Source organism: Nocardiopsis kunsanensis DSM 44524 (assembly GCF_000340965.1).
Taxonomy (GTDB): Bacteria; Actinomycetota; Actinomycetes; order Streptosporangiales; family Streptosporangiaceae; genus Nocardiopsis; species Nocardiopsis kunsanensis.
Map to the genome: position 1 here is coordinate 1 of NZ_ANAY01000031.1, position 23,228 is coordinate 23,228.

The window sequence follows — 23,228 nt, forward strand, 5'->3', positions numbered from 1 at the left end:
CACGGTTTTTCTTGGGGAGGGGTTGCCTGTTGTGGGTGGCCCCTCTTCTTTTTTGTGTGGCTTGTGAACATGTGAAAAATGCGGGCCGTTCCGAGGGGTGGTGCGGAGCGGTGGAGGGGCGAGGAAAGCCGGAACAGCGTTCGGTGGGAGAATCGTCGCATGACGAACACCATTCCCTCGGAGCTTCTCGCGGCGGCAGAGTCGGCCAAGGGTTTCATGCCCACCGACGAAGGAACCGTTCTCTTCGAGACCGCGCTGGATCATGCACATCTCGGTCCTGTGGTGGAGATCGGAACCTATTGCGGTAAGTCCACCATCTTCCTGGGCGCCGCGGCACGTGCGGCCGGAACCAAGATCGTGACCGTCGACCATCACCGCGGTTCGGAAGAACACCAGGAGGGTTGGGAGTTCCACGACGCCGACCTGGTCGATCCCGGGACCGGACGGTTCGACACCCTCCCGCATTTCCGTAGGACCATCACCCGGGCCGGCCTCGACGGCGAGGTCATCGCCGTAGTCGGTGCCTCCGTCGACGTGGCGTCGGTCTGGGGCAAACCGCTGGGCATGTTGTTCATCGACGGCGGTCACAGCGAGAAAGCTGCCCAGGACGACTACACGCACTGGAGCCCGCACGTGGCCGACGGCGGCGTGCTCGTCATCCACGACGTCTTTCCCGACCCCGCGGACGGGGGCCGGCCCCCGTACAACATTTATTGCCGTGCGCTCGACTCGGGTGAGTTCGAGGAGGTCCGGGCGGTCGGCTCCATGAGGGTTCTGCGCCGTAGCGCCCGTGTGTGACGACCCTCTCCACGGACCGTGTGCGGAGGTGATGCTCCGTACACGGTTTCCTTATCTCTGGACGGTTATTCTTGGGTGGTCATGTGAGTGCTGGGCCATGGCGACCAGTGATTGCGTCAACGCTTGTCCAAGAACACGCATGCTCCGGGTAAGCCTTCGGCAAGAAGGCCATGCGTGCTCAAGGAACCGGCCGGAACCGGCCGTGTCGTGGTTACGGGCGGGTATCGTAGCGATGAGGGTGCAGCGATGGCGGCGTTATTCCCCGAAATACCGCGTCGGTACTGACTCGAACTGAACCGATCAGGGGCACTCGCGCGTCGAACATCAAGACGGCATGGTGCCGTTCATGACTTGATCATGGGGGCGGGGAGCTGAGCAAGAGCGAACACGGCGACGGCGGGACGGATGGGCAGCGTCCCGCCACTGACGCGCCGGAGACGGACAAGACCTCTGCTGAAGAGCTGACCACGGAACCCACGACCGAGGGTGAGGCGCCCGAGACCGTAGGCGGCCGGAGCGAATCCACTGAGGACGAGGGCCGTGCGGAACACGGGACCGGCGACGGGACCTCCGCCGAGGACAGCGACGACGATGCCGGGCCCGAACCCGAGTTCGTGCCCGGCGGTGCGGTGGCTTTCAAGACGAGCGGGACCTTCCTGAGGGACCGTGTGGCCCGCAACCTCGCCGAGCAGGGGTACGGCCCCGAGGGCACGTCCCCCGGGAGCGGGGACGCCGACGAGGACGGCGAATCCTCCCCCGAAGAGGTTTCCTCCGCGGTGGTGCAGGGCGAAACGGCCTCCGACGACACCGGTTCCGGGGACAACGAGGACCAGGACCGGGAGGAGAAGGCCTCCTCGGCCGAGGAGGACAGTTCCTCCGGTGGTGTCGGACAACCGGAAGCGGCGGACACCCCCCGTACCGGTGAGGACGGCCCCGCGGACACGGTCCCGGACGGGGCCGGGGGCGCCGCCGACGAAGCCGACGACCCCACCGGGTCAGAGACCTCCTCCATCCCCTCGGTGGAGGAGAACGACGAGGACCCCGGCGGTGGCGGGTCTGCCGGTCACACAGATGACGCGGACACCACCGTCGACACCTCCTCCGGAGGGGCCGGCACCGCAGCAGCCGCTGCCGCGGCCGCGAGCGCGGGTGCAGCAACGATGACCGGTGACGAGGACACCTCCGAGGACACGTCCGAGAAGGACGCCGGGTCCGGGACCCCCGACGACCCCCCGGAGACCGAGGCCATCCCGATCCCCTCCGCCGACGCCGAGGACGTCCCCGGGGCCGGGACCGGGGGCGAGGACGAGGGCGGTACCGCGGACGAGGAACCCGCGGACGCTTCGCCCGCCACGGAGGCTTTTGCTGTGCCCGGGGCCGGTGAGGACACCGAGACCCCGTCCGAGACGGCCGGAACCGCATCCGCCGAGGACGGTGAACCCGCTGACCGGGCGGGGGAGAGCGTGGTCGGCGCCCCGACGCCCACTGCACCCTTCCCACCCCCAGCAGGGGAGGACGTGGGGGGCAGCGAGGCCCCCTCCGCCGGCACCGGCGAGCTGTCCGGCACCGGTGACGTGGCCGCCGGTGACGGGGCCGTCACCGGCGATGACACCGGCGGTGACGGTGCCGCAGAGGCCGAGCCCTCCTTCTGGCCCGCACCGCAACGGTTCTCGGAGTACTCCGAGGAGGCTGCCCGGTCCGGGCCCGCGGCCGGGGACCAGGACGATGCCGAACCTTCCGGTACAGCTGCGGCGGCAGGGGCCGGCGCGGCAGCTGCGGGCGCCGCAGCCGGTGCTGCTCGGGCCCCCGGGGAACAGGAGGCCGGTGCAGGCTCCGGACCCGGAGAGGCCGCCGGCCCGGTCGGCTCCGGCGGGACGAAGGGCCCCGGCGGGCCCAAGAAGCCGGGCGGCAAGGCCGCGAAGAAGAAGCGGCCGATGTGGTGGCGCATCCTGCGTCCCGTGCTCGTCCTCATGGGCGTCTTCACGGTTCTGGGGATCGCCGGTTTCGTCTACCTGTACACCACGGTCGAGGTGCCCGACGCCGCAAAGGCCGAGGCCACCGACCAGGGCTCCACCTTCTACTTCGCCGACGGGGAGACCCAGTTCGCGGAGCGGGGCACCAATCGGGAGCCGGTCTCCTACGACGAGATGACCGCGGGCGGCGACCACGTGGTCGACGCGATGACCTCCGCCGAGGACCGCGGCTTCTGGGAGGAGCCCGGCGTGTCCCTCAGCGGCACGACCCGTGCGGTATGGTCCACCATCACCGGACAGCAGGTCCAGGGCGGGTCCACCATCACCCAGCAGATGGTCCGCAACTACTACGAGGGCGTCTCCCGTGAACAGACGATCACTCGGAAGATCAAGGAGATCATCATCTCCATCAAGGTCGACCAGAGCGAGTCGAAGCAGTGGGTGATGGAGCAGTACCTCAACAGCATCTACTTCGGCCGGCAGGCGTACGGGATCCAGGCGGCCGCCGAGGTCTACTACCACAAGGACGTCGACGAGCTCACTCCCGAGGAGGCCGCGTTCCTGGCGGCCGCCATCCAGCAGCCGCACTACTACGGCGAGGCGGACGTGATGGAGTCGACCGATTCCCTGGAGCGCCGTTGGCAGTACGTCATCGACGGCATGGTCTCCACCGGGGCGATCACCGCGGACGAGGCCGGCGAGATGGAGTTCCCGGTCCCCGAGGCCGAGCGGCCCACCGACAGCACCGATGTCAGCGGCTACAAGGGGTACATGCTCCAGGAAGCCATGAACGAGCTCGACCGGCTCGGCTTCACCGAGGACATGATCCAGCGGCACGGCTATGAGATCGTCACGACCTTCGACGAGGACCTGATGGAGGCCGCGCACGACGCGGTCGAGGAGACCGTCCCGCACGAGACCGTCCCCGAGGACGTCAATCTCGGCATGAGCACCGTGGACCCGGAAACGGGTGAGGTGTTGGCCTTCTACGGGGGCCACGACTACCTCGAGAACCAGTACGACACGAGTTTCCACGGGGCAGCGCAGGCCGGTTCGGCCTTCAAGCCGTACGTGCTCGCGACCGCGCTGGAAGAGGGCTACAGCCTCCGGTCGACCGTGGACGGGCGCGGTCCGCGCAACGTGCACGGATCCCGGGTGCAGAACGCCGGCAACGACCCCGGCGGTGTGATGAACCTGATCCAGGCCACGAAGGAGTCCAACAACCTCGGGTACGTCGACCTCGCCGAACAGGTGGGGTACGAGAACATCCGGGACACCGCCTACGCCGCGGGCTTCCCCGAGGGCAGCATCGGCGACAACCAGCTCGTCCCGGTCATGCCGCTGGGCGCGGTCAGTGTTCGCCCGATCGACCAGGCCAGCGGGTTCGGGACCTTCGCGAACGAAGGTGTGCACGTCGAGCCGCACGTGATCAAGGAGGTCAACAACACCGACGGGGAGAACGAACGCCCCGAGGTGGAGAGCAGCCAGGCCCTGAAGGAGACGACCGCCGCGGACGTCACCCATGCCCTGCAGCAGGTCGTCAACGGGGGTACGGGCACGGCTGCGCGGCTGGGCGGCCACCCGACGGCGGGCAAGACCGGCACGACCGACGGCAGCGTGGCCGCCTGGTTCGTGGGTTACACACCGCAGCTGTCGACGTCGGTGGGGGTCTACAGCGGGAAGAACGAGAGTTTCTCGATCCCCGGGCACAACATCTCCGGTGGCGGTCTGCCCGCGACCCTGTGGAACAACTACATGTCGCGGGCCATGGAAGGGTACGAGCGGGAGTCGTTCCCGCAGCCGGCCAACGAGGGTACGACGGAGAACTGGGCGCCGGACACGGCCACCCAGGAGCCGCAGCAGCCCCAGGAACCGCCGCAGCAGTCCCAGGAGCCTCCGCAGGAGGAACCGCCGCCGGCCGAGGAGCCGCCCTCGGAGGAGGAACCGCCGTCCGAGGGCCCGCCCACGGAGGAGCCCCCGGAGGCCCCGGAGCCGCCGGAGGAACCGGGCATCCCCGAGGACCCGTTCGATCCGGGTGACCAGATGGCACGCAGCGACGAGAACGAGTGACACGGACTCGTGCATGCAGCAACGGCGCCCCCGCCGTCGGCGGGGGCGCCGTTGTCGTCCGTGGCGGCCGGTGAGTACGGCTCAGACGGCCGGGGCCTGCTCCGAAGCGTGCAGGAAGACACGGGAGCCCCCGGTGGTGAGTGTGAGAGCGTCCACGGCCAGGATCACGGCCGCCGACGTCCACGTGCTGCGTTCCACGGGCCACCGGACCTGCTCGGCGAACTGGTACCCGGTCCAGTACACGCCGTCGGCGGGGTCGCGCAGGTGTTGGATGTCCCGCATGATCCGGACCGCGGTGTCGTGCTCGCCCATGGCGGCCAGGGCGAGCACCAGCTCCGACGACTCGGCGGCGGTCACCCACGGCTGGTCGCTCACGCACCGCACACCCAGCCCGGGCAGGACGAAGGTGTCCCAGCGCTCGTCGAGGCGCTCCTTCGCCGCGGTACCGTGCACCGCACCGCCCAGGACCGGGTAGAACCAGTCCATCGAGAACCGGCTGCGATCGGCGAACAGGTCCTCGTGGTCGTTGATGAGTACGGCCAGCCGGTCGGCAGCCGCCGACCACGCGGGCCTGGTCTCGCCGAGACGTTCGGCCAGCGCGGCGCCGCAGCGCAGCGCATGGTGCACACTCGCGCACACCGTCAACAGGGAATGGTCGCCGGGGGAGCCGTCCTCCGAACGGGCCCACAGGATCTCCCCGTGGTCGCCGCGCAGCGCCAGCGCGAACTCCAGCCCGCTCTCCACGGTCGGCCACAGGCGCCGGGCGAACGCGGTGTCGCCGGTCGTCAACAGGTGGTGCAGGATTCCCACGGCCGGGTAAGCAGCATGGTTGGCCTCACGCAGCGCCGTTGCGGGCGCCCCCTGACGGAATTTGGCGGGCCACCCGCCGTCGGGGCGGCGGGAGGACTCCACCCACAGGTAGGCACGGCGAGCGGCTTCGGCGTGTTCGGGGACCTCGAGGCCGGTCACCGTCAGCGCCATCGCGCACTCGACGTGGTCCCACAGGTCGGTGTGGCCGCCGGGGAACCAGGGGATCGCACCGTCGGGCTCCTGGCTGCGCACGAGGTAGTGCGCCGAACGCTGGAGCTCGTCGGCGGTGAGCACACCGGGTAGGTGCAGAGCGCGGGGGACGTCCGATTCCGGTCCGGGGGCGGTCATCTGCGACTTCACGCGGCACCGAGGGGCTTGCGCACGTACACGATCACGCTCTTGCCGATGACGGGGTTGAGGAGCTTCTCGGCGACTCTGGTGACTTTCGGGGCCTGGAGCATGTCCCACACGAGCATCTCGTGGTAGCTCTTCACCGCCGGGTGGTCGTCGTTGTCGGTGCCCACGGCGCACTTGATCCACCAGTAGGGGGCGTGCAGGGCGTGCGCGTGGTGGTGCGGACCGATCTCGAACCCGGTGGCCTTGAGCTTGGCCTCCAGCTCGGCGCGGGTGTAGATGCGGATGTGCCCGCCCTCGTTGGTGTGGTAGTCCTCCGACAGGGCCCAGCACACACGCTCGGGCAGGAAACTGGGCACGGTCACGGCCGCGATACCGCCCGGGCGCAGCACCCGGTACAGCTCCTTCATGGCCGCGGTGTCGTGGGGCAGGTGCTCGAAGATCTCCGAGGCCACGACCCGGTCGAAGCCGCCGTCCCCGAAGGGCATGTCGAGGGCGTCGCCCTTGACGGTCTCGGCGGTGGCGGACCCGGGGGCCTCGCCCTCGGCCTTCATCGCACCGAACATGGTCTCGACCTCGGCGAGGTCGGCGACGTTCTGGTCGAAGGCGACCACGTCCGCACCGCGGCGGTAGACCTCGAAGGCGTGGCGGCCGCCGCCGCAGCCCATGTCGAGGACGCGGTTGCCCGGGCCGACAGGGAACAGGGAGAAGTCGACGGTGATCAGTGGAAGCTCCTAGGGCGAGTCGGGTGGGTGCTGGTCGGGTGCGGGGCGGACCCGTCGATGGTGGCGGCGTAGCGCCGGGCGGTCAGCTCCGCGACGGCACGCCAGGTGAAACGTTCCTGGACCCGTTCCCAGGCGGCGGCGCCCATGCGGGCGCGTTCGTCCGGGTCGTCCATGAGCGCACCGATCTCCTTGGCGAGGAGTTCGTCGTCGCCGGGGGTGATGAGGCGGCCGGCGTCGCCGTCGACGCCCACGACCTCGGGAAGGGCGCCGGCGTTGCTGGCGATGAGGGGAGTCCCGCAGGCCATGGCCTCCACTGCGGGCAGGGAGAAGCCTTCGTAGAAGGAGGGGACGACGGCCACTTCGGCGGAGGCGATCAGCTCTCCCAGGGCGGTGTCGTCGATGCCGTTGACGAACTCGACGCGGTCGCGCAACCCGAGCTGGTCCACGAGCAGGTCGGTGGGCCCTCCGGGTCTGGGTCTGCTGACGATCGTGAGGGAGATCTCGCGTTCCTCTGCCAGGCGGGCGGCGGCGCGCAGCAGCACGGCCACCCCTTTGAGAGGGCTGTCGGCGCTGGCGGTGCAGACGATGCGGCCGGGCTCGCGGGGGGTGTCGGGGCGGGGGTGGAAGTGGCGGGTGTCCACACCCAGCGGGGTGACCTCCATGCGTTCGGGGCGCACCCCGAACTCGCGGGCGATGTCGTCGGCGGAGGACCGGGAGGGGACCAGGATCGGGTCGAGTTTGCGGGCCACCCGCGCCTGCATCCGTACGAAGGAGTACCAGCGGCGTTTGGTGAGTCTCTGCAGGCCTTTGGCCTCCTGCAGTTCGATGCGGCGGTCGACGCTGATGGGGTGGTGGATGGTGGTGACCAGGGGCAGCCCGGCAGCGCGGATCCCGAGCAGGCCCCGGCCGAGGGTCTGGTTGTCGTGGACCACGTCGAAGTCGGCCAGGCGGCGGCGCAGTTCGCGGTCGGCGCGCAGGGAGAAGGTGAGGGGTTCGGGGAAACCGGCGGTCCACATGGTGGCGACCTCGAGGACGTCGATCCAGTCGCGCCACTCGCGCAGGGGCGGGGCCTTGAAGGGGCGGACGTCGTTGTAGAGGTCGAGGGAGGGGATTTTCTCCAGGGCCACGCCGTCGTCGAGTTCGGGGTAGGGCTGGCCGGACAGGACGGTGACCTCGTGGCCGAGCGCGGCGAGTTCGCGTGAGAGGTGCCGGACGTACACACCCTGGCCGCCCACGTGCTGCTTGCTCCGGTAGGAGAGCAGGGCCACCCGGAGGGGGCGCGTGCGGGAGGGCCGCGGGCTCGGTCCCGTGTTGTTGCCCGGCAGGGTCAAGAGTCCACCTCTTCGTCGGTTCGCTGGCCCGTCGTACCCGCCACCCCTCGGCGGCCCCTCGGAGGGCGCCGGCGTTGTCCGTCCCCGGTCTGCGCCACCGGGCCGCCCGGGCTGCGGTGGTCGACGGCATGGGTGCGAGTCCGCCGGTGAACAGGCGTGGGCGCCCTTATGTTACTCGGCAGTTGGGGTGGGGGCCGAGGGAGGGCCGGGGGTGTTGGACGGATCTTGTGCGGGGACGTCGGCGGTGGTGGCCGACCAGAGGGGGAGGTCGGCCGTCCCGGTGCGGGCCGCTCGGCCGCGCTCTTCGAGCAGTCGCAGGTGGGCGACGGTCTCGGCGGCGGCCATGTGGCGGGCCCGTACACGCATGTCGGCCCAGGGGCGCCGCCAAGTGAGGCCGGAGGTCACCTGCCACAGCGTCGCACGGCCCTCTCGCCGGAGGAGCTCGGCCATCTCGTCGAGGCGGTCCTCGTGGTGGGTGACGATCGCCTCGGTGCGTTCTGTCAGCCCGGTGAAGCGATGTTCGTGTGAGGGAAGGCACAGCAGGCGGTCGGCCCCGGGCATGCGGCCGACGTCGGCCTGTGCGGTGAGGAAGGCGCCGAGGGGGTCGCCGTCGGTCGACAGGAGTGGGAACTGGCCCACGTGCGGGGTGATGCGGGGGAGCACGTGGTCGCCTGTGAAGAACACGTCGGCGTCGTCCAGGTGCAGGCACAGGTGTCCGGGGCTGTGGCCCGGCGTCCACACCGCGCGGAGGCGGCGCCCGGCCAGGTCGACGGTGTCGCCGTCGGCGAGGGGGCGGTCGGGCACGGTCGTGTTCGTGGAGAGGTCGGTCTGTTCGGCGAAGGCGGCGAGGTCCTCCTCGGGGAAACCGGCGCGTCGGAGCTGTTCGGCCATGGTGGCCAGGCGGTCCGGTGCGGGGCTCGCGGCCAAGCGTTCGGTGACCGCGATGTCGGCCGGGTGCATGGCGATCCAGGCTCCGGAGGCCGCGCGCAGGCGTCCGGCCAGGCCGGCGTGGTCGGGGTGGAAGTGGGTGAGGACCGCACCGCGGACGTCCTCGATCCGGTGGCCGGTCTGCTCGACGGAGCGGACGAGGGTCTCCCAGGTCTCGTCGTGGTTCCAGCCGGTGTCGACCAGGACCGCGCCGTCGTCGCCGGAGACGAGATAGACGTAGGTGAAACCGAGGGGGCTGCCGGGGATGGGTACGGGCAGGCTCCAGACACCGTGGCCGAGCTCTTCGACCTGGGGTATCTCGCGCATCCTGGCACCTCTCCAATAGAAACCGAATCGGGTTCGATGTTACCGGAGCGGAGGAAGGTAGGTAGAACATATTCTACTAAGCCCGGACGGAAGGGGTGAAAACCCACGTCCGGCTCTCGGATAACCGTCGTTACGTCGGCCTATGAGGGATGGATCATGGGTTCGATCGGCTGCGCACGCGGGAAAGCCTCGGATAACGTGTTCTCATTGCGGCGTTCGCGTGGAGGGGTGCGGCGCCGGTGAGCTGGCTTCCAGGGGCCGCGGTGGAGGAATGGCGCGCGCTCCGACGAGGAATGGGAGAGATCCTGTGGCCGTGCAGGCGCCGACCGGAACGCTGTCGCGCAGTCAGACCCAGCGTCGCAAACGCATCGTGCAGACCGCCGCGGCGCTGGCCGTGCGCGGTGGTGTCGATGCCATGCAGATGCGTTCGGTCGCCGAACGCGCCGGGGTCGCCCTGGGCACCCTCTACCGGTACTTCCCGTCCAAGATGGATCTCGTGGTCGCCGTGGTCACCGAGGAGCTCGACCTGCTCGAGGGCGGAATCATGCGCCGTCCGCCCACGGCCGAGAGCCCCGCGGGCCGCGCCGTCGACGTGCTGTTGCGTGCTACCCGCGGGCTCATGCGCGAGCCCGAGCTGGCCGACGCCCTCGTGCGTTCGCTCATCATGGCCGAGGTCAAGGTCGAGCTGGACGTGCGGATCACCGAACTGGTCTGGCGTGTGGCCACCGGCACCCTGCACACCGACGGGAACCCGGCGACGTCGGGACCGGCGGAGCACCGCGACCCCGACTACGTGCTCGTGGGTTCGCTGACCAGTGTGTGGATCTTCGAACTGGTGGAGATCCTCAAGGGTCGGCGCAGTGTCGAAGCGGCCGAGGAACGTCTGCAGGTGACCGCCGAGCGCCTGCTCGCCGACTTCTGAGGGAGCACGCGAGGGCCCAGGCCCCGAACAGGCCCGGAAGGGCGCACCTGCCCCGAGTGCAGCTGCACGGGAGGCGCCCACCCGTGCACGCGAGCACCTGCCCGCCGATCCGCCCTGCGGTGCGCCCGCGTCCTCCGGACACGGGTCACTCCGAGCCGAGGAACAGGTCCAACAGCCCGTCGAGGACCCCGTTGCGGTCCTGGTCCTCCTCGGGGTCCTCCTCCCCGGGTGTCCCGGGGTCCTCCGGCGCCGGGGTGGACGGGTCCTCCCCCTGCGGGGGCTCCGGTGCGCCCGTGGCCGGCGGCCGGCCCGGCGATTCCCCGCCGCCGTCGCTGCCGTCCCTGTCCTGGGGCGGGGCCGGGGACCGTGGACCGGTGCCGTTCCCGGGGGGTGCGGAGGGAGGGATCTCCTCGGTGCCGGGGGAGGGGCGGCCACCGGGCTCCTCCCGCAGCGTCGGTCCCGGGGCGTTGTCGGATGCGTGTGTCGAGGACCCCGACGGGTGCGGTCCTGTGGGTGCGGCCGCCTCCTCCGGGCCCACGACGGTGACGGGTCCGCCGAGCGTGCTCGCGTACAGCCACAGCGTGACCGCCACGGCCACCGTGACCAGTCCGGACACGACCGGCAGCACACGGCGCGGACGCTCCGGTTCGACGGGCGCAGGGGATTCGCCGGGGGCCGCCAGGGATGCGGTATGCTCGGTGCGTACCGGGTGGTCGGCCGTGGTCAGGCGGTCCTGCGGCAGGGGACGCGGCAAGGGGGCGGCGGCAGTGGCGCCCCGTCCGCTCTCCCGGGGCTCCGGGGCGGCGTCGGCCTCCTCCCGGCCCGCGTCCGGGGTCCGGACCCGGTGGGCCGGGTAGCCGTCCTCGTCGAGCGGGCGCATCGCGGCGACGATCCGGTCCCGGACCACGGCGAGCTCGGGCACGGTGGCGGTCGCGAGGATCTCACCCCGCAATCCAGGGGGAGGGCCGGGTGGGCGCAGCAGGTCCAGGGCGGCCGCGACGCGCCGGGCCCTGTGCCGGCGCAGGGTCGCGGGCGCCTGCTCGTCGCACTGGTCCTCCGTGCTCGGTTCGGGACCGCTCCGGAGCCCGTGCAGGTTGTCAGCGGCCCGGCGGGTGGCGGACCGGGTCAGCTCGACGCACATGCCGGGGGACAGGCCCAGGATCCGGGCGACCTCGGCCGGGGACAGGCCGTGGCGCAGGTCGAGTTCGACGAGTTCCCTGTGGCCGGAGGGCAGGTGCGCGAACATACGCGCGGCGGGTTCCTCGGCCGGGACGGTGGCCAGTCCGGCGTAGGGGCAGGTGGCGGCCAGGCCCCGCTGTTGGCAGGCGGCACGCGTGAGGGCGTAGAGCCAGGGGGTGCGTTCGGTGCGGGTGGCGCGTTCGCCGTCCAGTGCTGTTCCGGCCACGAGCGCGTCGTGGACCGCCTCCGCGGCCCGCTCTCCGTCCCCGCCCAGCAACGACCAGGCGTAACGGTACAGCGGCGCGGCGAAGGCATCGTGGAGTGCGTGCGCGTCGACGTTCGTCGGTTCGCCGGATTCGGTACCTCTGGTCACGATTCTCCCCCCGCTCTCCTGGTGACGCTAGCGACGCGTTTTCGGCGGCGCGGGGGAATCGATGAGCTGTGTCCTGAAGGTAAGGGTTCTGTTACCCCTACTTGCGGGTCGAAAAGGGGGCCGTCCCCGGCGGGACGGCCCTGCACCGGAGGTCCTGGGGGTGCGTTCCTCCCGGCGGTCACTCGCCCCCACGTGAGGGGCGGCCGATGGCCACCATGCGCTCCACCGAACGGCGGGCACGCTCGGAGGTCGTGCTGTCCACGGTGATCTCGGTGGTGCCGTGGCGCAGGGAGTCCAGCAGCTTCTCGGAGTCGATCATCTTCATGTAGTGGCATTCGGCCCGGCTGTTGACCGCCTCGAACCGTGTGGTGTCGTTGGCGTTGCGCAGCTGGTGCAGCATGCCGGTCTCGGTGGCGATGAGGACCTTCTCCGCGTCGGTCTTCGCCGCGGCGTCGAGCATGCCGCCGGTGGAGAGCACCTTGACGCGGTCCTCGGGTACAGCGCCGCTGCCCACCAGGTACAGCGCCGAGGTCGCGCAGCCGCACTCGGGATGCACGTAGACCTCGGCGTCGGGTTCGGAGGCCACCCGCTCGCGCAGGGTGTGGCCGTCGATGCCGGCGTGCACGTGGCACTCGCCCATCCACACGTGGATGTTCTCGCGTCCGGTGACCCGCTTGACGTGGGCGCCCAGGAACTGGTCCGGAAGGAACAGGATCTCCTGGTCCTCGGGGATCGACCGGATGACGTCGGCCGCGTTGGAGGAAGTGCAGCAGATGTCGGTCTCGGCCTTCACCGCGGCCGTGGTGTTGACGTAGGCGACCACGGCCGCGCCGGGGTGTTCGGCCTTCCACACGCGTACGTCCTCGGCGGTGATGGTGCCGGCCAGGGAACACCCCGCGTTCGGGTCGGGCAGCAGGACCTTCTTCTGCGGGGCCAGGATCTTCGCGGTCTCGGCCATGAAGTGCACGCCGCAGAAGACGATGGTCTCGGCCTCGACCCGGGCGGCCAACCGGGACAGCGCCAGGGAGTCGCCCGTGTGGTGGGCCACGTCCTGGATCTCGGGGCGCTGGTAGTTGTGCGCGAGGATGACGGCGTTGTGCTCCTCGGCCAGGCGGCGGATCTCCTGGGCCCGTTCCTGTCTGGTCGTGCTGTCGGCGGTGGCGGTGACCGGTGCCATGTCGAACTACTTCCTCGAGGCTGGGGATCGCACGGCGGTGGACGCCGTGCGGGGGCGCGTCCGGGCCCGACCCGGGTTTTTGTCTGTCAGGCACAAACTCGGTGAAGCTTAACATGGTGGAGAACGGAAGGGACAGGGTGGATATCCCGCACGCGAACGGACGAACCGTACCCACTGGCGAGGGCGGCCTCTCGGGCCCGCACCCCCGCAAGTTCGGCCACGAGGCGCTCGCCGTCGTATTCCAGATCCGCGGGGACCAGCTGTGTGTGCTGCTGTGGCGGCGGGCGCTGCCCCCGTGGGAGGGCGCCTGGGCGCTGCCCGGGGGCAGGCTCGGCGGAGAGGAGGACCTGGGCGCGTCCATCCGCAGACAGCTCGCCCAGAAGGTCGACGTGCGCGACCTGGCCCATCTCGAACAACTCGAGACCCGCAGCGACCCCGAACGCGATCCCCGGCACCGCACCCTGGCCACCGCCTACCTCGGCCTCGTGCCCGCCGACGTCGATCCGATCGTGCCCGAGGACACCGGCTGGCACCCCACGGCCGACCTGCCCGCCATGGCCTTCGACCACGCCTCCATCGCCCGGTCCGGACGGCGGAGGCTGCGGGCCAAACTCGGCTACACCAACGTGGGGTTCGCCCTGGCCCCACCGGAGTTCACCATGTCGCAGCTCTCCGGTTACTACAGTTCCGCCCTCGGCCACGACGTGGCAGCCACGAACCTGCGGAGGGTCCTGCTGCGCCGGGGACAGATCGAGGAGACCGGGCGTTCGGTCCCCTCGGGGCGTTCGGGCGGACGGCCCGCCGCGCTCTTCCGGTTCCGGGACCGGAGCTTGCAGGTCACCGACGAGTTCGCGGTCCTGCGCCCGCCGAACGCGCCCTGACAGGGCGTGTACACTCCCAGAACGTGACCATTCGTACCGTGGTGTTCGACGTCGGTGAGACGCTGATCGACGAGACCGCAATTTTCACCCGCTGGGCCGACCGCCTCGGCGTGCCGCACATGGCCTTCTTCGGCACCATCGGCGGGGTCATCGCCACCGGTGGCACCATCCTGGAGGCCTTCCGCCTCTTCGTGCCCGGGTTCGACCTGTCGAGCGAGAGCCTGCGCTGGCGGAACGAGGATCCCGACGGGCCCCGGGAGCACTTCGGCCCCGCGGACCTCTATCCCGACGTGCGTCCGGGCTTCGCCGCGCTGCGTGCCCAGGACCTCACCCTCGTGGTCGCCGGCAACCAGCCCCCGGAGGCCGGCCCCGCCCTGGAGGCGATGGACCTCGGGGTGTCCGGCATCGGCATCTCCGACGTGTGGGGCGTGGCCAAGCCCGCCCCCGCCTTCTTCGACCGCACGCTCGACCTCGTTCGTGAGGCCCGGCCCGGGACCGAGGCCCGCGAGGTGCTCTACGTCGGCGACCGCACCGACAACGACGTGCTCCCCGCCCGTGCCGCCGGGATGCGCACCGCACTGCTGCGCCGCGGCCTCTACGGGTACCGCCATGCCGAGCGCCCCGAGGCCGCCCGTGCCGACGTCGTCGTGGACGACCTGTTCGGTCTCGACACCTGGATCGCCGAACACAACCGCGCCTGATCCCTCCCGGGGCCGCGACCGCACGGGCGTGTGCCGGTCCGGGCCGTGCGGCCTGCGGTGCCGTGGAGGGCCCCTCCCCGGGTGCGTGCGCACGGTCCCCGCGCAGCCGTCGTACACCCGTCCCCGCTGTGCCTGACTTGTGTGTGCTGCGGCGTGTCGCCCGTTTGGTCCCCAGGAAAGTGGGTACCGTGCGAACCTGCGCACGGGACCGACCTCACGGGGCGCACCCCACCACCGTCCCCCGAATGGAGACCACCCACCGATGATCACGTTCGAGGGAGCCGCCAAGCACTATCCGGACGGCACCGTCGCCGTGGCGGGCCTCGACCTCACCGTCGAGAGCGGCCGCACCACCGTCTTCGTCGGCCCCTCCGGCAGCGGTAAGACCACCTCCCTGCGCATGGTCAACCGTATGGTCGCGCCCACCTCCGGGACGGTCCTCGTCGACGGCGAGGACGTGCGTTCCCAGGACCCGGCCCGGCTGCGGCGCTCCATCGGCTACGTCATCCAGCAGGCGGGCCTGTTCCCGCACCGCACGGTCCGCGACAACATCGCCACCGTCCCGCTCCTGCTCGGCTGGGGCCGCAGCAGGGCACGGGCGCGTGCCGCAGAACTCATGGAGTCGGTCGGGCTCGAACCCTCCCAGGCCAAGCGCTACCCCCACCAGCTCTCCGGCGGCCAACAACAACGTGTGGGCGTGGCGCGCGCCCTGGCCGCCGACCCCCCGATCCTGCTCATGGACGAACCCTTCAGCGCCGTCGACCCGGTGGTCCGTACCGGCCTGCAGGACGAGCTCCTCCGGTTGCAGGCCGAACTGCGCAAGACCGTCCTCTTCGTCACCCACGACATCGACGAGGCCATCCGGATCGGCGACCGGATTGCAGTCTTCGGACCCGGTGGGGAACTCGCCCAGTACGACACCCCCGAACGCCTGCTCACACACCCCGTCGACGACTTCGTGGAGTCCTTCATCGGCTACGACCGCGGGGTGCGGCGCCTGGCCTTCTTCCCCGCGAACGAACTCGCCCTGCGCGAGGACGTCCTCCTGGACGACCAGGACACCGTCGAACGCGCGCTCAACACCGTCGACACCGCCGGCCAACCATGGGCGCTCGTGGTCGACGCCCAGCGCATGCCGCTCGGGTGGGTGGACGTCGACCGGCTCCGCCACGAACCCTCCGGCCTGGAACTGGGACGGCTCACCCTGACCGCTTACGGGCACACCTTCGACGTCGAACGCGACTCCCTGCGGGCCGCACTGGACGCCGCGGTACTCTCGCCGGCCGGGCGCGCCGTGGGGGTGGACCCGGACGGGAGGGTCCTCGGTGTCGTCTCCCAGGCCGACCTCGGCAACGCCATCTGGTCGGTGTCCTGATGAACGCCGTGTGGGACTGGATCTCCGCTGTCGCCGACTGGGCGGCGGCCAACTGGAACCCGCCCGGGGACCAGGAGCGCGGTGTGTGGCCGCGGTTGGTCGAGCACGCACGCCTGGCCTACCTGTCGATCCTCATCGGACTGGCGGCGGCGCTCCCGCTCGGACTGGCCTGCGTGCGCTGGACCCGCCTCTACCCACCCGTGCTGACCGGCGTGAACGTGCTCTACGCGGTGCCCTCCATCGCGCTGTTCTTCCTCATGCTGCCCTACACCGGGTTCAGTGACTGGACGGCGATCGTGCCGCTGGCGCTGTACACCCTGGTCATCCTGCTGCCCAACGTGGTCGACGGGCTGCGCCAGGTCCCCGACCACGTCCGCCAGGCCGCCGTCGCGATGGGGTTCGGTCCGTTGCGGCGGTTGCTGACCGTGGAGACCCCGGTGGCCGTCCCGGTGATCATCGCGGGGCTGCGGGTCGCCTCCGTGGCCACCATCAGCATGGTCAGCGTCGCCTCCCTCGTGGGGCTCGGCGGGCTCGGGCAGCTCATCCTCAGCGAGGGGTTCCGACGCCAGTTCGACGCACCCATCGTCGTGGGCATCGTGCTGACGGTCGTGCTGGCGTTCGTCACCGATGCCCTGCTCGTCCTCTCCCAGCGCCTGCTCACCCCCTGGGTCCGCCGCGACGGCCGACGCCGCAAGCGCAAGCAGCGGGCCGCCGTACCCGCGGGCGAGGCCGCCGCCGTCGACGCGGGGGCCGATCCGACACAGAGCGCCGAGACCGGGAACGGGGCACACCCATGGATGTCCTGAACGAACTGGTGGCCTGGTTCACCGACCCCGGCCAGTGGAGCGGGCCCGCCGGGATCCCCGCGCGCACCGCGGAGCACCTCCAGTACTCCTTGCTCGGGCTGCTGATCTCCGCCCTCGTCGCGGTCCCGGTCGGCCTCCTCACCGGGCACACCGGCCTCGGCGGGTTCGCGACCGCCAGCCTGGCCAACTTCGCCCGCGCCCTGCCCACCATCGGGGTGCTCTTCCTCATCGTGCTGCTGGTCGGCATCGGACTGATGCCCGTGATCATCGCCCTGGTCGCCCTCGCCGTGCCTCCGATCCTGGTCAACACCCACGAGGGGGTGCGCCAGGTCGAACCCGCGCTGAAGGACGCCGCGCTCGGCATGGGCATGCGCGGACGCGAGGTGCTGATGCACCTGGAGCTGCCCGTGGCCGTCCCGCTCATCATCAACGGCATGCGTACTGCGGCCGTGCAGGTCGTGGCCACCGCCACCATCGCCGCCTACGTCGGTGTGGGCGGGCTGGGCCGCTACATCGTGGACGGCCAGGCCCGCCAGGACCTGACCATGATGGTCGGCGGTTCCCTCCTGGTGGTGTTCCTGGCCGTGGTCACCACACTGCTGTTCGCCGGTCTGAGCCGACTCCTGGTCGCCCCCGGACTGCGAGCCCTCGCCGCCACCGGACGGTAGGCGGCCCGCCCCGGTTCCCACGAGTGATAGGACCAACGACATGCGCAACAGGCTCACCCTGGCCGGTGTGCCCCTCTCGGTACTCATGCTGAGCGCGTGCGGTGCCAGCGACCCCTACGAGGAGGAGAGCGGCGAGGCCGGGACGGTCGTCGTCGGCTCCGCGGACTTCCCCGAGAGCACCGTGCTCGCCGAGGTCTACGGTCGGGCCATGGAGGCCCGGGGCGTGGACGTGGACTACCAGCTCAACATCGGCAGCCGCGAGGTCTACTACTCCCAGATGGAGGAAGGCAACCTCTCGGTCTTCCCCGAGTACAACGGTGCGATCCTGGCCTACTTGGACGACGACGCCCCCAGCGGCACCTCCGAGGAGACCGACGCGGCTGTGGAGGAGGCCCTGCCCGAGGGGTTGGAGACCCTCGAGTCCTCCGAGGCGGAGAACAAGGACTCGGTCACCGTCACCGAGGAGGTCGCCGAGGAGCACGGCCTGGAGAGCCTCACCGATCTGGAGGGTGTCGCTGAGGACCTCGTCCTCGGCGGCCCGCCCGAGTTCGAGACCCGCCACCAGGGTCTCGTGGGTCTGGAGGAGGTCTACGGGGTGGAGTTCGGCGAGTTCCGTGCCCTGGAGGTCGCGCTCCTGACGCAGGCGCTGCTGGACGGCGACATCCAGGCCGCGAACCTGTTCACCACCGACCCGCAGGTCGCCGTGGAGGACTTCGTGGTCCTGGAGGACCCCGAGAACGTCTTCGGGGCCCAGAACATCACGCCCCTGGTCAACTCCGACCAGGTCGGCGACACCGCTCGCGAAGCCCTGAACGCGGTCTCGGCGGAGCTGACCACGGAGGAGGTCACCGCACTCAACGAGCGTGTGGTCATCGACAACGAGAACGCGGCCGACGTCGCACAGGACTGGCTCGCCGAGGCCGGCCTGGACTGAGGCCCGGACAGGAACGGCTCGGGGCCCGGCCGGACGGCACGGGCCCCGACGCACACGTGTGTGCCTACTCCACGTCCTGGTACCTGCGCTCGCGGCGCACCAGCGCCGAGCCGCGGCCGTCGACCCCGGGCAGTCCGATCACGTCGGCGAAGAAGACCATGTGGTCGCCGACCTCCACCGTGTGCCGCACCCGGCACTCCAAGGCCACCAGCGCCTCCTTCAGCACCAGCGCGCCCGTCCGGTCGCCGCGGTCGTGCGGCTGGTTGGCCACCAACAGGCGGGCGCTGGGGCGGCCCGCGGCAGCGAAGCGCCCCGCCAGCGCCTTCTGCGACGAACCGAGCACGTTCACCGCGAAGGCCCCCACCTCCTCCATGACCTCGGCCATGTAACCGGAGGAGTCGACGTTCACCGAGATCACCGCAGGCTCCGCCGAGACCGAACCGAAGGCGGTCACGGTCGCACCGATGTCGTCGCGTCCGTCGGCCACCGTCACGACGGTCACCCCCGTCGCGAAGGCGGACATCGCGTCCAAGTACTGATCGCTCACTGTCGTCGTGCTCCCCGTGTCGAAGCTCGGGCGGTCCCGGTCAGCGCAGGTCCCAGCTGCCGGGCATGGTCAGCGGCCCCGTCTCGGGCAGTCCCAGCTGCGCCGCGACGTCGGCCAGCGCACCCCACGGGCTGAGGGTGGTCTCCGGGTCGGCGGCCGACAGGTCCTCGCTCGACTCGTGCCGGCGCAGCTGGTCGAGCGGGTGCGTACGCGGGAACCCGCGCACGGGCAGGGCACCCGCGCCGACCCGGTCGCGAACCAGGCGGATCGCGGTCTCCAACCCGCCGAGCTCGTCCACCAGGCCGCGCTCGTGGGCGTCGGCACCGGTCCAGATGCGGCCCTTGGCGACCTCGTGGATCTCGTCCCAGGTGCGGCCGCGGGCGCGTGCGACCTTGGTGACGAAGTCCTCGTAGGTGCTGTCCAGGATCGCGTTGATCCGTTCCCACTCCGACTCGGTGAAACGACGGTCGGAGGAGAACATCCCGGCGTGCTCGCCGCGGGCCGCCGAGTCCGTGGTCAGGCCCAGGCGCTCCATGAGCCGGCCGTAGACGGCCTTTCCGGTGATCACGCCGATGGAACCGGTGATGGTCCCGGGTTGGGCGACGATCGCGTCCGAGCCCAGCGCCACGTAGTAACCGCCGGAGCCGGCCACACCTCCCATGGTGGTGACGACCGGCTTGCCCGCCTGCCTGGTCAGCTCGCTCTCCCGCCGGATGAGATCGGAGGCCACGGCCGAACCGCCCCCGCTGTCGACCCGGAAGACCACACCCTTGACCTGCGGGTCCTGGCGGGCGGCACGGAAGGCCGCCCCGACGGTGTCCGACCCCATGACGGTGCCGCCCGAGAGCGCGGACCTGCGGGACTTGCCCAACATGATGGCGCCGCCGGCCGAGATCACCGCGATGTAATCGGGGCCCCCGGCCGCGCGCGGCCGGGGCTGGGGTGCGTGTCGGCGGTGGTAGCGGGTGACGAACTGCAGGCGCGGCTCGACGCCGTGTTCCTGCCGGACCTCCTCCAGCAGGTCGGCGTAGACCTGGTCGCGGTAGCCGAGGCGGTCCACGAGCCCGGCTTCCAGAGCTTCCCCGGCCAGGACCGGACCGCGGTCGACGAGCTCGCGCACCCGCTCCTCGGTCAGCCCGCGGGTCTCGGAGACCGCCTTCACCAGCTGGCCGTTCACCGACTCCAGGATCGCGTCCACGGCCTCGCGGTGGGCGTCGGTGAACCCGGTCTCGGTGTATGTGTCCATCGCGCTCTTGTACTCGTGGCGCCGACCGACCTCGAAGTCGACGTCGAGTTTGTCGGCGGCGCCTTTGGCGAAGACCTGCTGCCACTGCATCCCGGTGAGTCCGAGCAGCCCGGTGGGTGCCATGATCACCCGGGAGAAGGCGGTGGCGATGTAATAGGGCAGGTTGCCGTTGTCGGCTTCGCCGAAGGTGTCGGCCCAGGCCACGGCGGTCTTGCCCGTGGACCGGAAGTCGGCGATGCAGTCCCGCAGTTCCTGCGCGCGTGCGGTGTGGAAGGAACGTGCGTCCACTCGGACCACGAGCGCGGCCACGCGGGGGTCGCGGGCGCCGCGGCGCAGTCCCTCGATCACCTCGAGGTAGTGCTGCTTGCGCCGGTTGAGCAGTTGCCCGAGAGGATCGCCGGGGTTCTCGTCCGTCACCCCTTCCGTCAGGTCGAGTTCGAGCACCAGAGGGGCCTTGGGCCCGGGTACGAACCGCTTCAGGGACAGGGGTTCCGTGATCTTTGCGAGGTCCACCATGGGGTCAGCCTAGTACCCGTGGTCCGGGCCGGGACGGGGCTCGGACACAACCGGGCCGTCCACGGCCGGACCTGCCGCCCGGTTCCGCCATCACAGCCGTCCGCGCGGTGATCGACCGGCCCCGGCCCGACCGGACCGGACATGTGGGCTCTTGTCCGGTCCGTTCCGGTGCGCGTGGTGTGCCGGATCGGCGCTAGGGTCGGGTCTGTTCTGCACCTGGGACACAAGGCTTGAGAGGAGCGACATGGCGGGCACGACAGGTGGGGCTGCCCACGGCAGGTTGCGCGGACGCGTCGGCTTGGGGGCGGGGGCCGCGGCCGCCGTGCTCGTGCTCAGCGCCTGTGGCGGGGACGGCGGGTCCCTGGAGGAGGTCGAACTCCAAGCGGGCGAGGGCGGGATGATGCCGCCGGTCGCCCCGACCGAGGAGGAAGGCACCACCACCGTCGACGCCGACGGGGTGAGCATGGAGGTCCCCGAGGACTGGGAGATCCAGGAAGAGGGCGGGAACCTGTGCCTGACCCCTCCCGGCCAGCCCGCCTGCGCCTACGGCTCACTCCAGCTCCTCACCGGCGCCGCCGACCAGCACCCCCAGAACTGGCCGTTGGAGGGGGATGCCTTCGCCGCCGACGACGGTTGGGCCGACAACACCGACAGCTGCCGGAGCCTCAACACCGCAGCTTCCGGCAACATCGGCGTGGAGAGCGCGGAGCTGACCAACCCGGCCGAGTTCTTCGTGCACGCCGACGAGCTGAAGTCGCACCACGCGGTCTGGGACGTCTCCTGCGTCAACGGCGACAGCTTCGAGGTGCGCATGTGGTTCCTGCCGGTCTCGGACGTGCTCCTGTACGTGTGGTCGGCCGACCCGCAGTACGACCAGGTCTACGAGCGGGCCGCCGAGACCATGGACACCACCGCCCACGGGAACTGATCGGCCCCGCAGATTCTGCGATCGGGGGCCTGCGCGGTCCCCGGAGGCCATAGGGTCGTAGGCACTACACGAAGAAGAGCTCAGCTACGGCGCAGATGCGGGGTGCAGCCTGGTGACCACCATGGGATCGGCGGAACGGATCGGACAGTTCACACTGGACAACGGACTCCGGCTGGTGACGGCGCCCGCGTCCACCGGCCAGGTCGCCGCCGTGAACCTCTGGTACGGGGTCGGCTCCCGCCACGAGGTGCCCGGGCGTACCGGCTTCGCCCACCTGTTCGAGCACCTGATGTTCCAGGGCAGCGGCAACGTGGCCAAGGCCGAGCACTTCGACGTGGTGGAGCGTCTGGGCGGTGACATCAACGCCTCGACCTCCACCGACCGCACCAACTACTTCGAGACGGTGCCCACCCATTCCCTGGACCTCATCCTGTGGCTGGAGGCCGACCGTCTGGCGAGCCTGCGCGAGGGCATGACCCAGGAGGTGCTGGACAACCAGCGCGACGTGGTCAAGAACGAGCGCCGCCAGCGCTACGACAACCAGCCCTACGGCACGGCCCTGGAGCGCATCCTGGGTCTGGCCTACCCGGAGGGCCACCCCTACCACCACCCCACGATCGGCTCGATGGCCGACCTGGACGCCGCGGACCTGGACTACGTCAAGTCCTTCCACAAGGCCCACTACGGCCCGGACAACTGTGTCCTGACGGTCGTCAGCGACCTGGACCCCGAGGACGTCCTGGCGCGGGTGGAGGAGTTCTTCGGTTCCGTCCCGGCCCGGGGGGAGCTGCCCGAGACCCCCGACGCCGCGCTGAACTCGCCCCTGAACGGGCCCGTGCGCGACGGGGTCGTGGAGACCGTGCCCGCCCCCGGCGTGTTCGTCGGGTTCCGGACCCCCTCCTACGGTGAGCGCGAGTTCGACGTTCTGCACCTGGCCTCGGCCGTGCTGGGCCAGGGACAGGGCAGCCGCCTGTACCGCGACCTGGTCGTGGACCGCCCCATCGCAGCCGACGACGGAGGCGGGGCCGCCGACATCCTGCCCTTCCGTTACACCGACAGCCTGCTGTTGGTGAACATGCTCGCCCGTGAGGGCGTGAGCGGAGACGTGCTGGAGCAGGCCGTGCGCGAGACCGTGGCCACGCTGGCCGAGGGCGTGACCGAGGAGGAGCTGGACCGCGCCCGCGCGATCCTGGAACTCGACCACCTCCAGAGCATCTCCGGCCCGTCCGGCCTCGCCGACAGCCTCAGCTCCTGCACCCAGCTGTTCGACGACCCGACTCTGGCCTACACCTGGCCCAGCCGCTGGAGTGACATCACCGCCGAAGAGGTGCGCGCAGCCGCCGAGCGCCTGCTCGTCGACGACAACATGCTCGTGGTCCGTTTCGACCCCGAGACAGCGTAGGGCACGCTCGGTGGACACCGTTTTCCTGCTGCGCGTCGCCCCAGCGGCACTCTCGCTGTGTTCTCGTCAGTCGACGGCACATCCAGGCCGACTCCTTCTTCGGCCTTGCGAGAGCACCACTGGATACGCTCACCCGTCGCCCGCCACCAACCCTCAACGGGCGCCTTCGGCGCAGTACTGGTCCGAGCGACGGAAGGCATCCACCGAACGCACCCTGACTCCGACCGCTTCCTGACCGCGCGGCGGTGCGGCCCCCGG

At 70.7% G+C, this 23,228-nt stretch carries 19 protein-coding genes; 11 read left to right on the top strand and 8 right to left on the bottom strand.

Features of this window, described 5'->3' with window-relative positions; translation table 11 throughout:
* Positions 1 to 159 precede the first annotated feature (159 nt).
* Complete coding sequence (locus D456_RS0117875) at positions 160 to 798, top strand: class I SAM-dependent methyltransferase (RefSeq protein WP_017577553.1); 639 nt, start codon at positions 160 to 162, stop codon at positions 796 to 798.
* A 614-nt stretch (positions 799 to 1,412) separates the two neighbouring features.
* Positions 1,413 to 4,841, top strand: a complete 3,429-nt coding sequence (locus tag D456_RS26665; protein ID WP_017577554.1) for a transglycosylase domain-containing protein — start codon at positions 1,413 to 1,415, stop codon at positions 4,839 to 4,841.
* Positions 4,842 to 4,922: 81 nt separating this feature from the next.
* On the opposite strand, the gene D456_RS0117885 is transcribed toward D456_RS26665, so the two are convergent.
* The 4 genes from D456_RS0117885 to D456_RS0117900 form a co-directional block, all read right to left on the bottom strand.
* Positions 4,923 to 5,999, bottom strand: a complete 1,077-nt coding sequence (locus tag D456_RS0117885) for a glucosidase family protein (protein ID WP_017577555.1) — start codon at positions 5,997 to 5,999, stop codon at positions 4,923 to 4,925.
* A gap of 8 nt (positions 6,000 to 6,007) precedes the next feature.
* The gene (locus D456_RS0117890) at positions 6,008 to 6,730 is read right to left on the bottom strand and encodes a class I SAM-dependent methyltransferase (protein ID WP_026115984.1); all 723 of its coding nucleotides are present in this window, start codon (positions 6,728 to 6,730) and stop codon (positions 6,008 to 6,010) included.
* On the bottom strand, positions 6,727 to 8,061 hold the full coding sequence (locus D456_RS0117895) for a glycosyltransferase family 4 protein (RefSeq protein ID WP_017577557.1): 1,335 nt from the start codon (positions 8,059 to 8,061) through the stop codon (positions 6,727 to 6,729). The genes D456_RS0117890 and D456_RS0117895 overlap by 4 nt, the downstream gene beginning before the upstream one ends.
* 171 nt (positions 8,062 to 8,232) lie before the next feature.
* A complete protein-coding gene (locus D456_RS0117900) occupies positions 8,233 to 9,315 on the bottom strand; it encodes an MBL fold metallo-hydrolase (RefSeq protein WP_017577558.1) in 1,083 nt (360 codons plus the stop codon).
* Between the two features lie 307 nt (positions 9,316 to 9,622).
* On the opposite strand from D456_RS0117900, the gene D456_RS0117905 reads away from it, so the two are divergent.
* The gene (locus D456_RS0117905; protein WP_017577559.1) at positions 9,623 to 10,237 is read left to right on the top strand and encodes a TetR family transcriptional regulator; all 615 of its coding nucleotides are present in this window, start codon (positions 9,623 to 9,625) and stop codon (positions 10,235 to 10,237) included.
* A 145-nt stretch (positions 10,238 to 10,382) separates the two neighbouring features.
* Here the strand turns inward: D456_RS0117905 and D456_RS0117910 are convergent, their stop codons facing one another.
* A complete protein-coding gene (locus D456_RS0117910; protein ID WP_026115985.1) occupies positions 10,383 to 11,789 on the bottom strand; it encodes a hypothetical protein in 1,407 nt (468 codons plus the stop codon).
* Positions 11,790 to 11,967: 178 nt separating this feature from the next.
* A complete protein-coding gene (gene nadA, locus D456_RS0117915; protein WP_017577560.1) occupies positions 11,968 to 12,966 on the bottom strand; it encodes a quinolinate synthase NadA in 999 nt (332 codons plus the stop codon).
* A 137-nt stretch (positions 12,967 to 13,103) separates the two neighbouring features.
* Between nadA and D456_RS0117920 the strand changes: the two genes are divergently transcribed.
* The 6 genes from D456_RS0117920 to D456_RS0117945 all read left to right on the top strand — a co-directional run bounded on the left by D456_RS0117920 (position 13,104) and on the right by D456_RS0117945 (position 18,331).
* On the top strand, positions 13,104 to 13,847 hold the full coding sequence (locus D456_RS0117920; RefSeq protein ID WP_373295702.1) for an NUDIX hydrolase: 744 nt from the start codon (positions 13,104 to 13,106) through the stop codon (positions 13,845 to 13,847).
* A gap of 23 nt (positions 13,848 to 13,870) precedes the next feature.
* The gene (locus D456_RS0117925; RefSeq protein WP_017577562.1) at positions 13,871 to 14,548 is read left to right on the top strand and encodes an HAD family hydrolase; all 678 of its coding nucleotides are present in this window, start codon (positions 13,871 to 13,873) and stop codon (positions 14,546 to 14,548) included.
* A 262-nt stretch (positions 14,549 to 14,810) separates the two neighbouring features.
* On the top strand, positions 14,811 to 15,923 hold the full coding sequence (locus D456_RS0117930) for an ATP-binding cassette domain-containing protein (RefSeq protein ID WP_017577563.1): 1,113 nt from the start codon (positions 14,811 to 14,813) through the stop codon (positions 15,921 to 15,923).
* The gene (locus D456_RS24455) at positions 15,923 to 16,729 is read left to right on the top strand and encodes an ABC transporter permease (protein WP_017577564.1); all 807 of its coding nucleotides are present in this window, start codon (positions 15,923 to 15,925) and stop codon (positions 16,727 to 16,729) included. The genes D456_RS0117930 and D456_RS24455 overlap by 1 nt, the downstream gene beginning before the upstream one ends.
* Complete coding sequence (locus D456_RS0117940; protein ID WP_017577565.1) at positions 16,717 to 17,397, top strand: ABC transporter permease; 681 nt, start codon at positions 16,717 to 16,719, stop codon at positions 17,395 to 17,397. The genes D456_RS24455 and D456_RS0117940 overlap by 13 nt, the downstream gene beginning before the upstream one ends.
* A 40-nt stretch (positions 17,398 to 17,437) precedes the next feature.
* A complete protein-coding gene (locus tag D456_RS0117945) occupies positions 17,438 to 18,331 on the top strand; it encodes an ABC transporter substrate-binding protein (RefSeq protein ID WP_017577566.1) in 894 nt (297 codons plus the stop codon).
* Positions 18,332 to 18,395: 64 nt separating this feature from the next.
* On the opposite strand, the gene D456_RS0117950 is transcribed toward D456_RS0117945, so the two are convergent.
* Positions 18,396 to 18,854, bottom strand: a complete 459-nt coding sequence (locus D456_RS0117950) for a flavin reductase family protein (protein WP_040699619.1) — start codon at positions 18,852 to 18,854, stop codon at positions 18,396 to 18,398.
* Positions 18,855 to 18,918: 64 nt separating this feature from the next.
* Positions 18,919 to 20,640: a signal peptide peptidase SppA gene (sppA, locus tag D456_RS0117955; protein ID WP_017577568.1), complete on the bottom strand. Its 1,722-nt coding sequence runs from the start codon at positions 20,638 to 20,640 to the stop codon at positions 18,919 to 18,921.
* 244 nt (positions 20,641 to 20,884) lie between these two features.
* On the opposite strand from sppA, the gene D456_RS0117960 reads away from it, so the two are divergent.
* Positions 20,885 to 21,568, top strand: a complete 684-nt coding sequence (locus tag D456_RS0117960) for a hypothetical protein (protein ID WP_017577569.1) — start codon at positions 20,885 to 20,887, stop codon at positions 21,566 to 21,568.
* A gap of 121 nt (positions 21,569 to 21,689) precedes the next feature.
* Positions 21,690 to 22,970: a M16 family metallopeptidase gene (locus D456_RS0117965; protein WP_040699621.1), complete on the top strand. Its 1,281-nt coding sequence runs from the start codon at positions 21,690 to 21,692 to the stop codon at positions 22,968 to 22,970.
* The last annotated feature ends 258 nt before the right edge of the window (positions 22,971 to 23,228 follow it).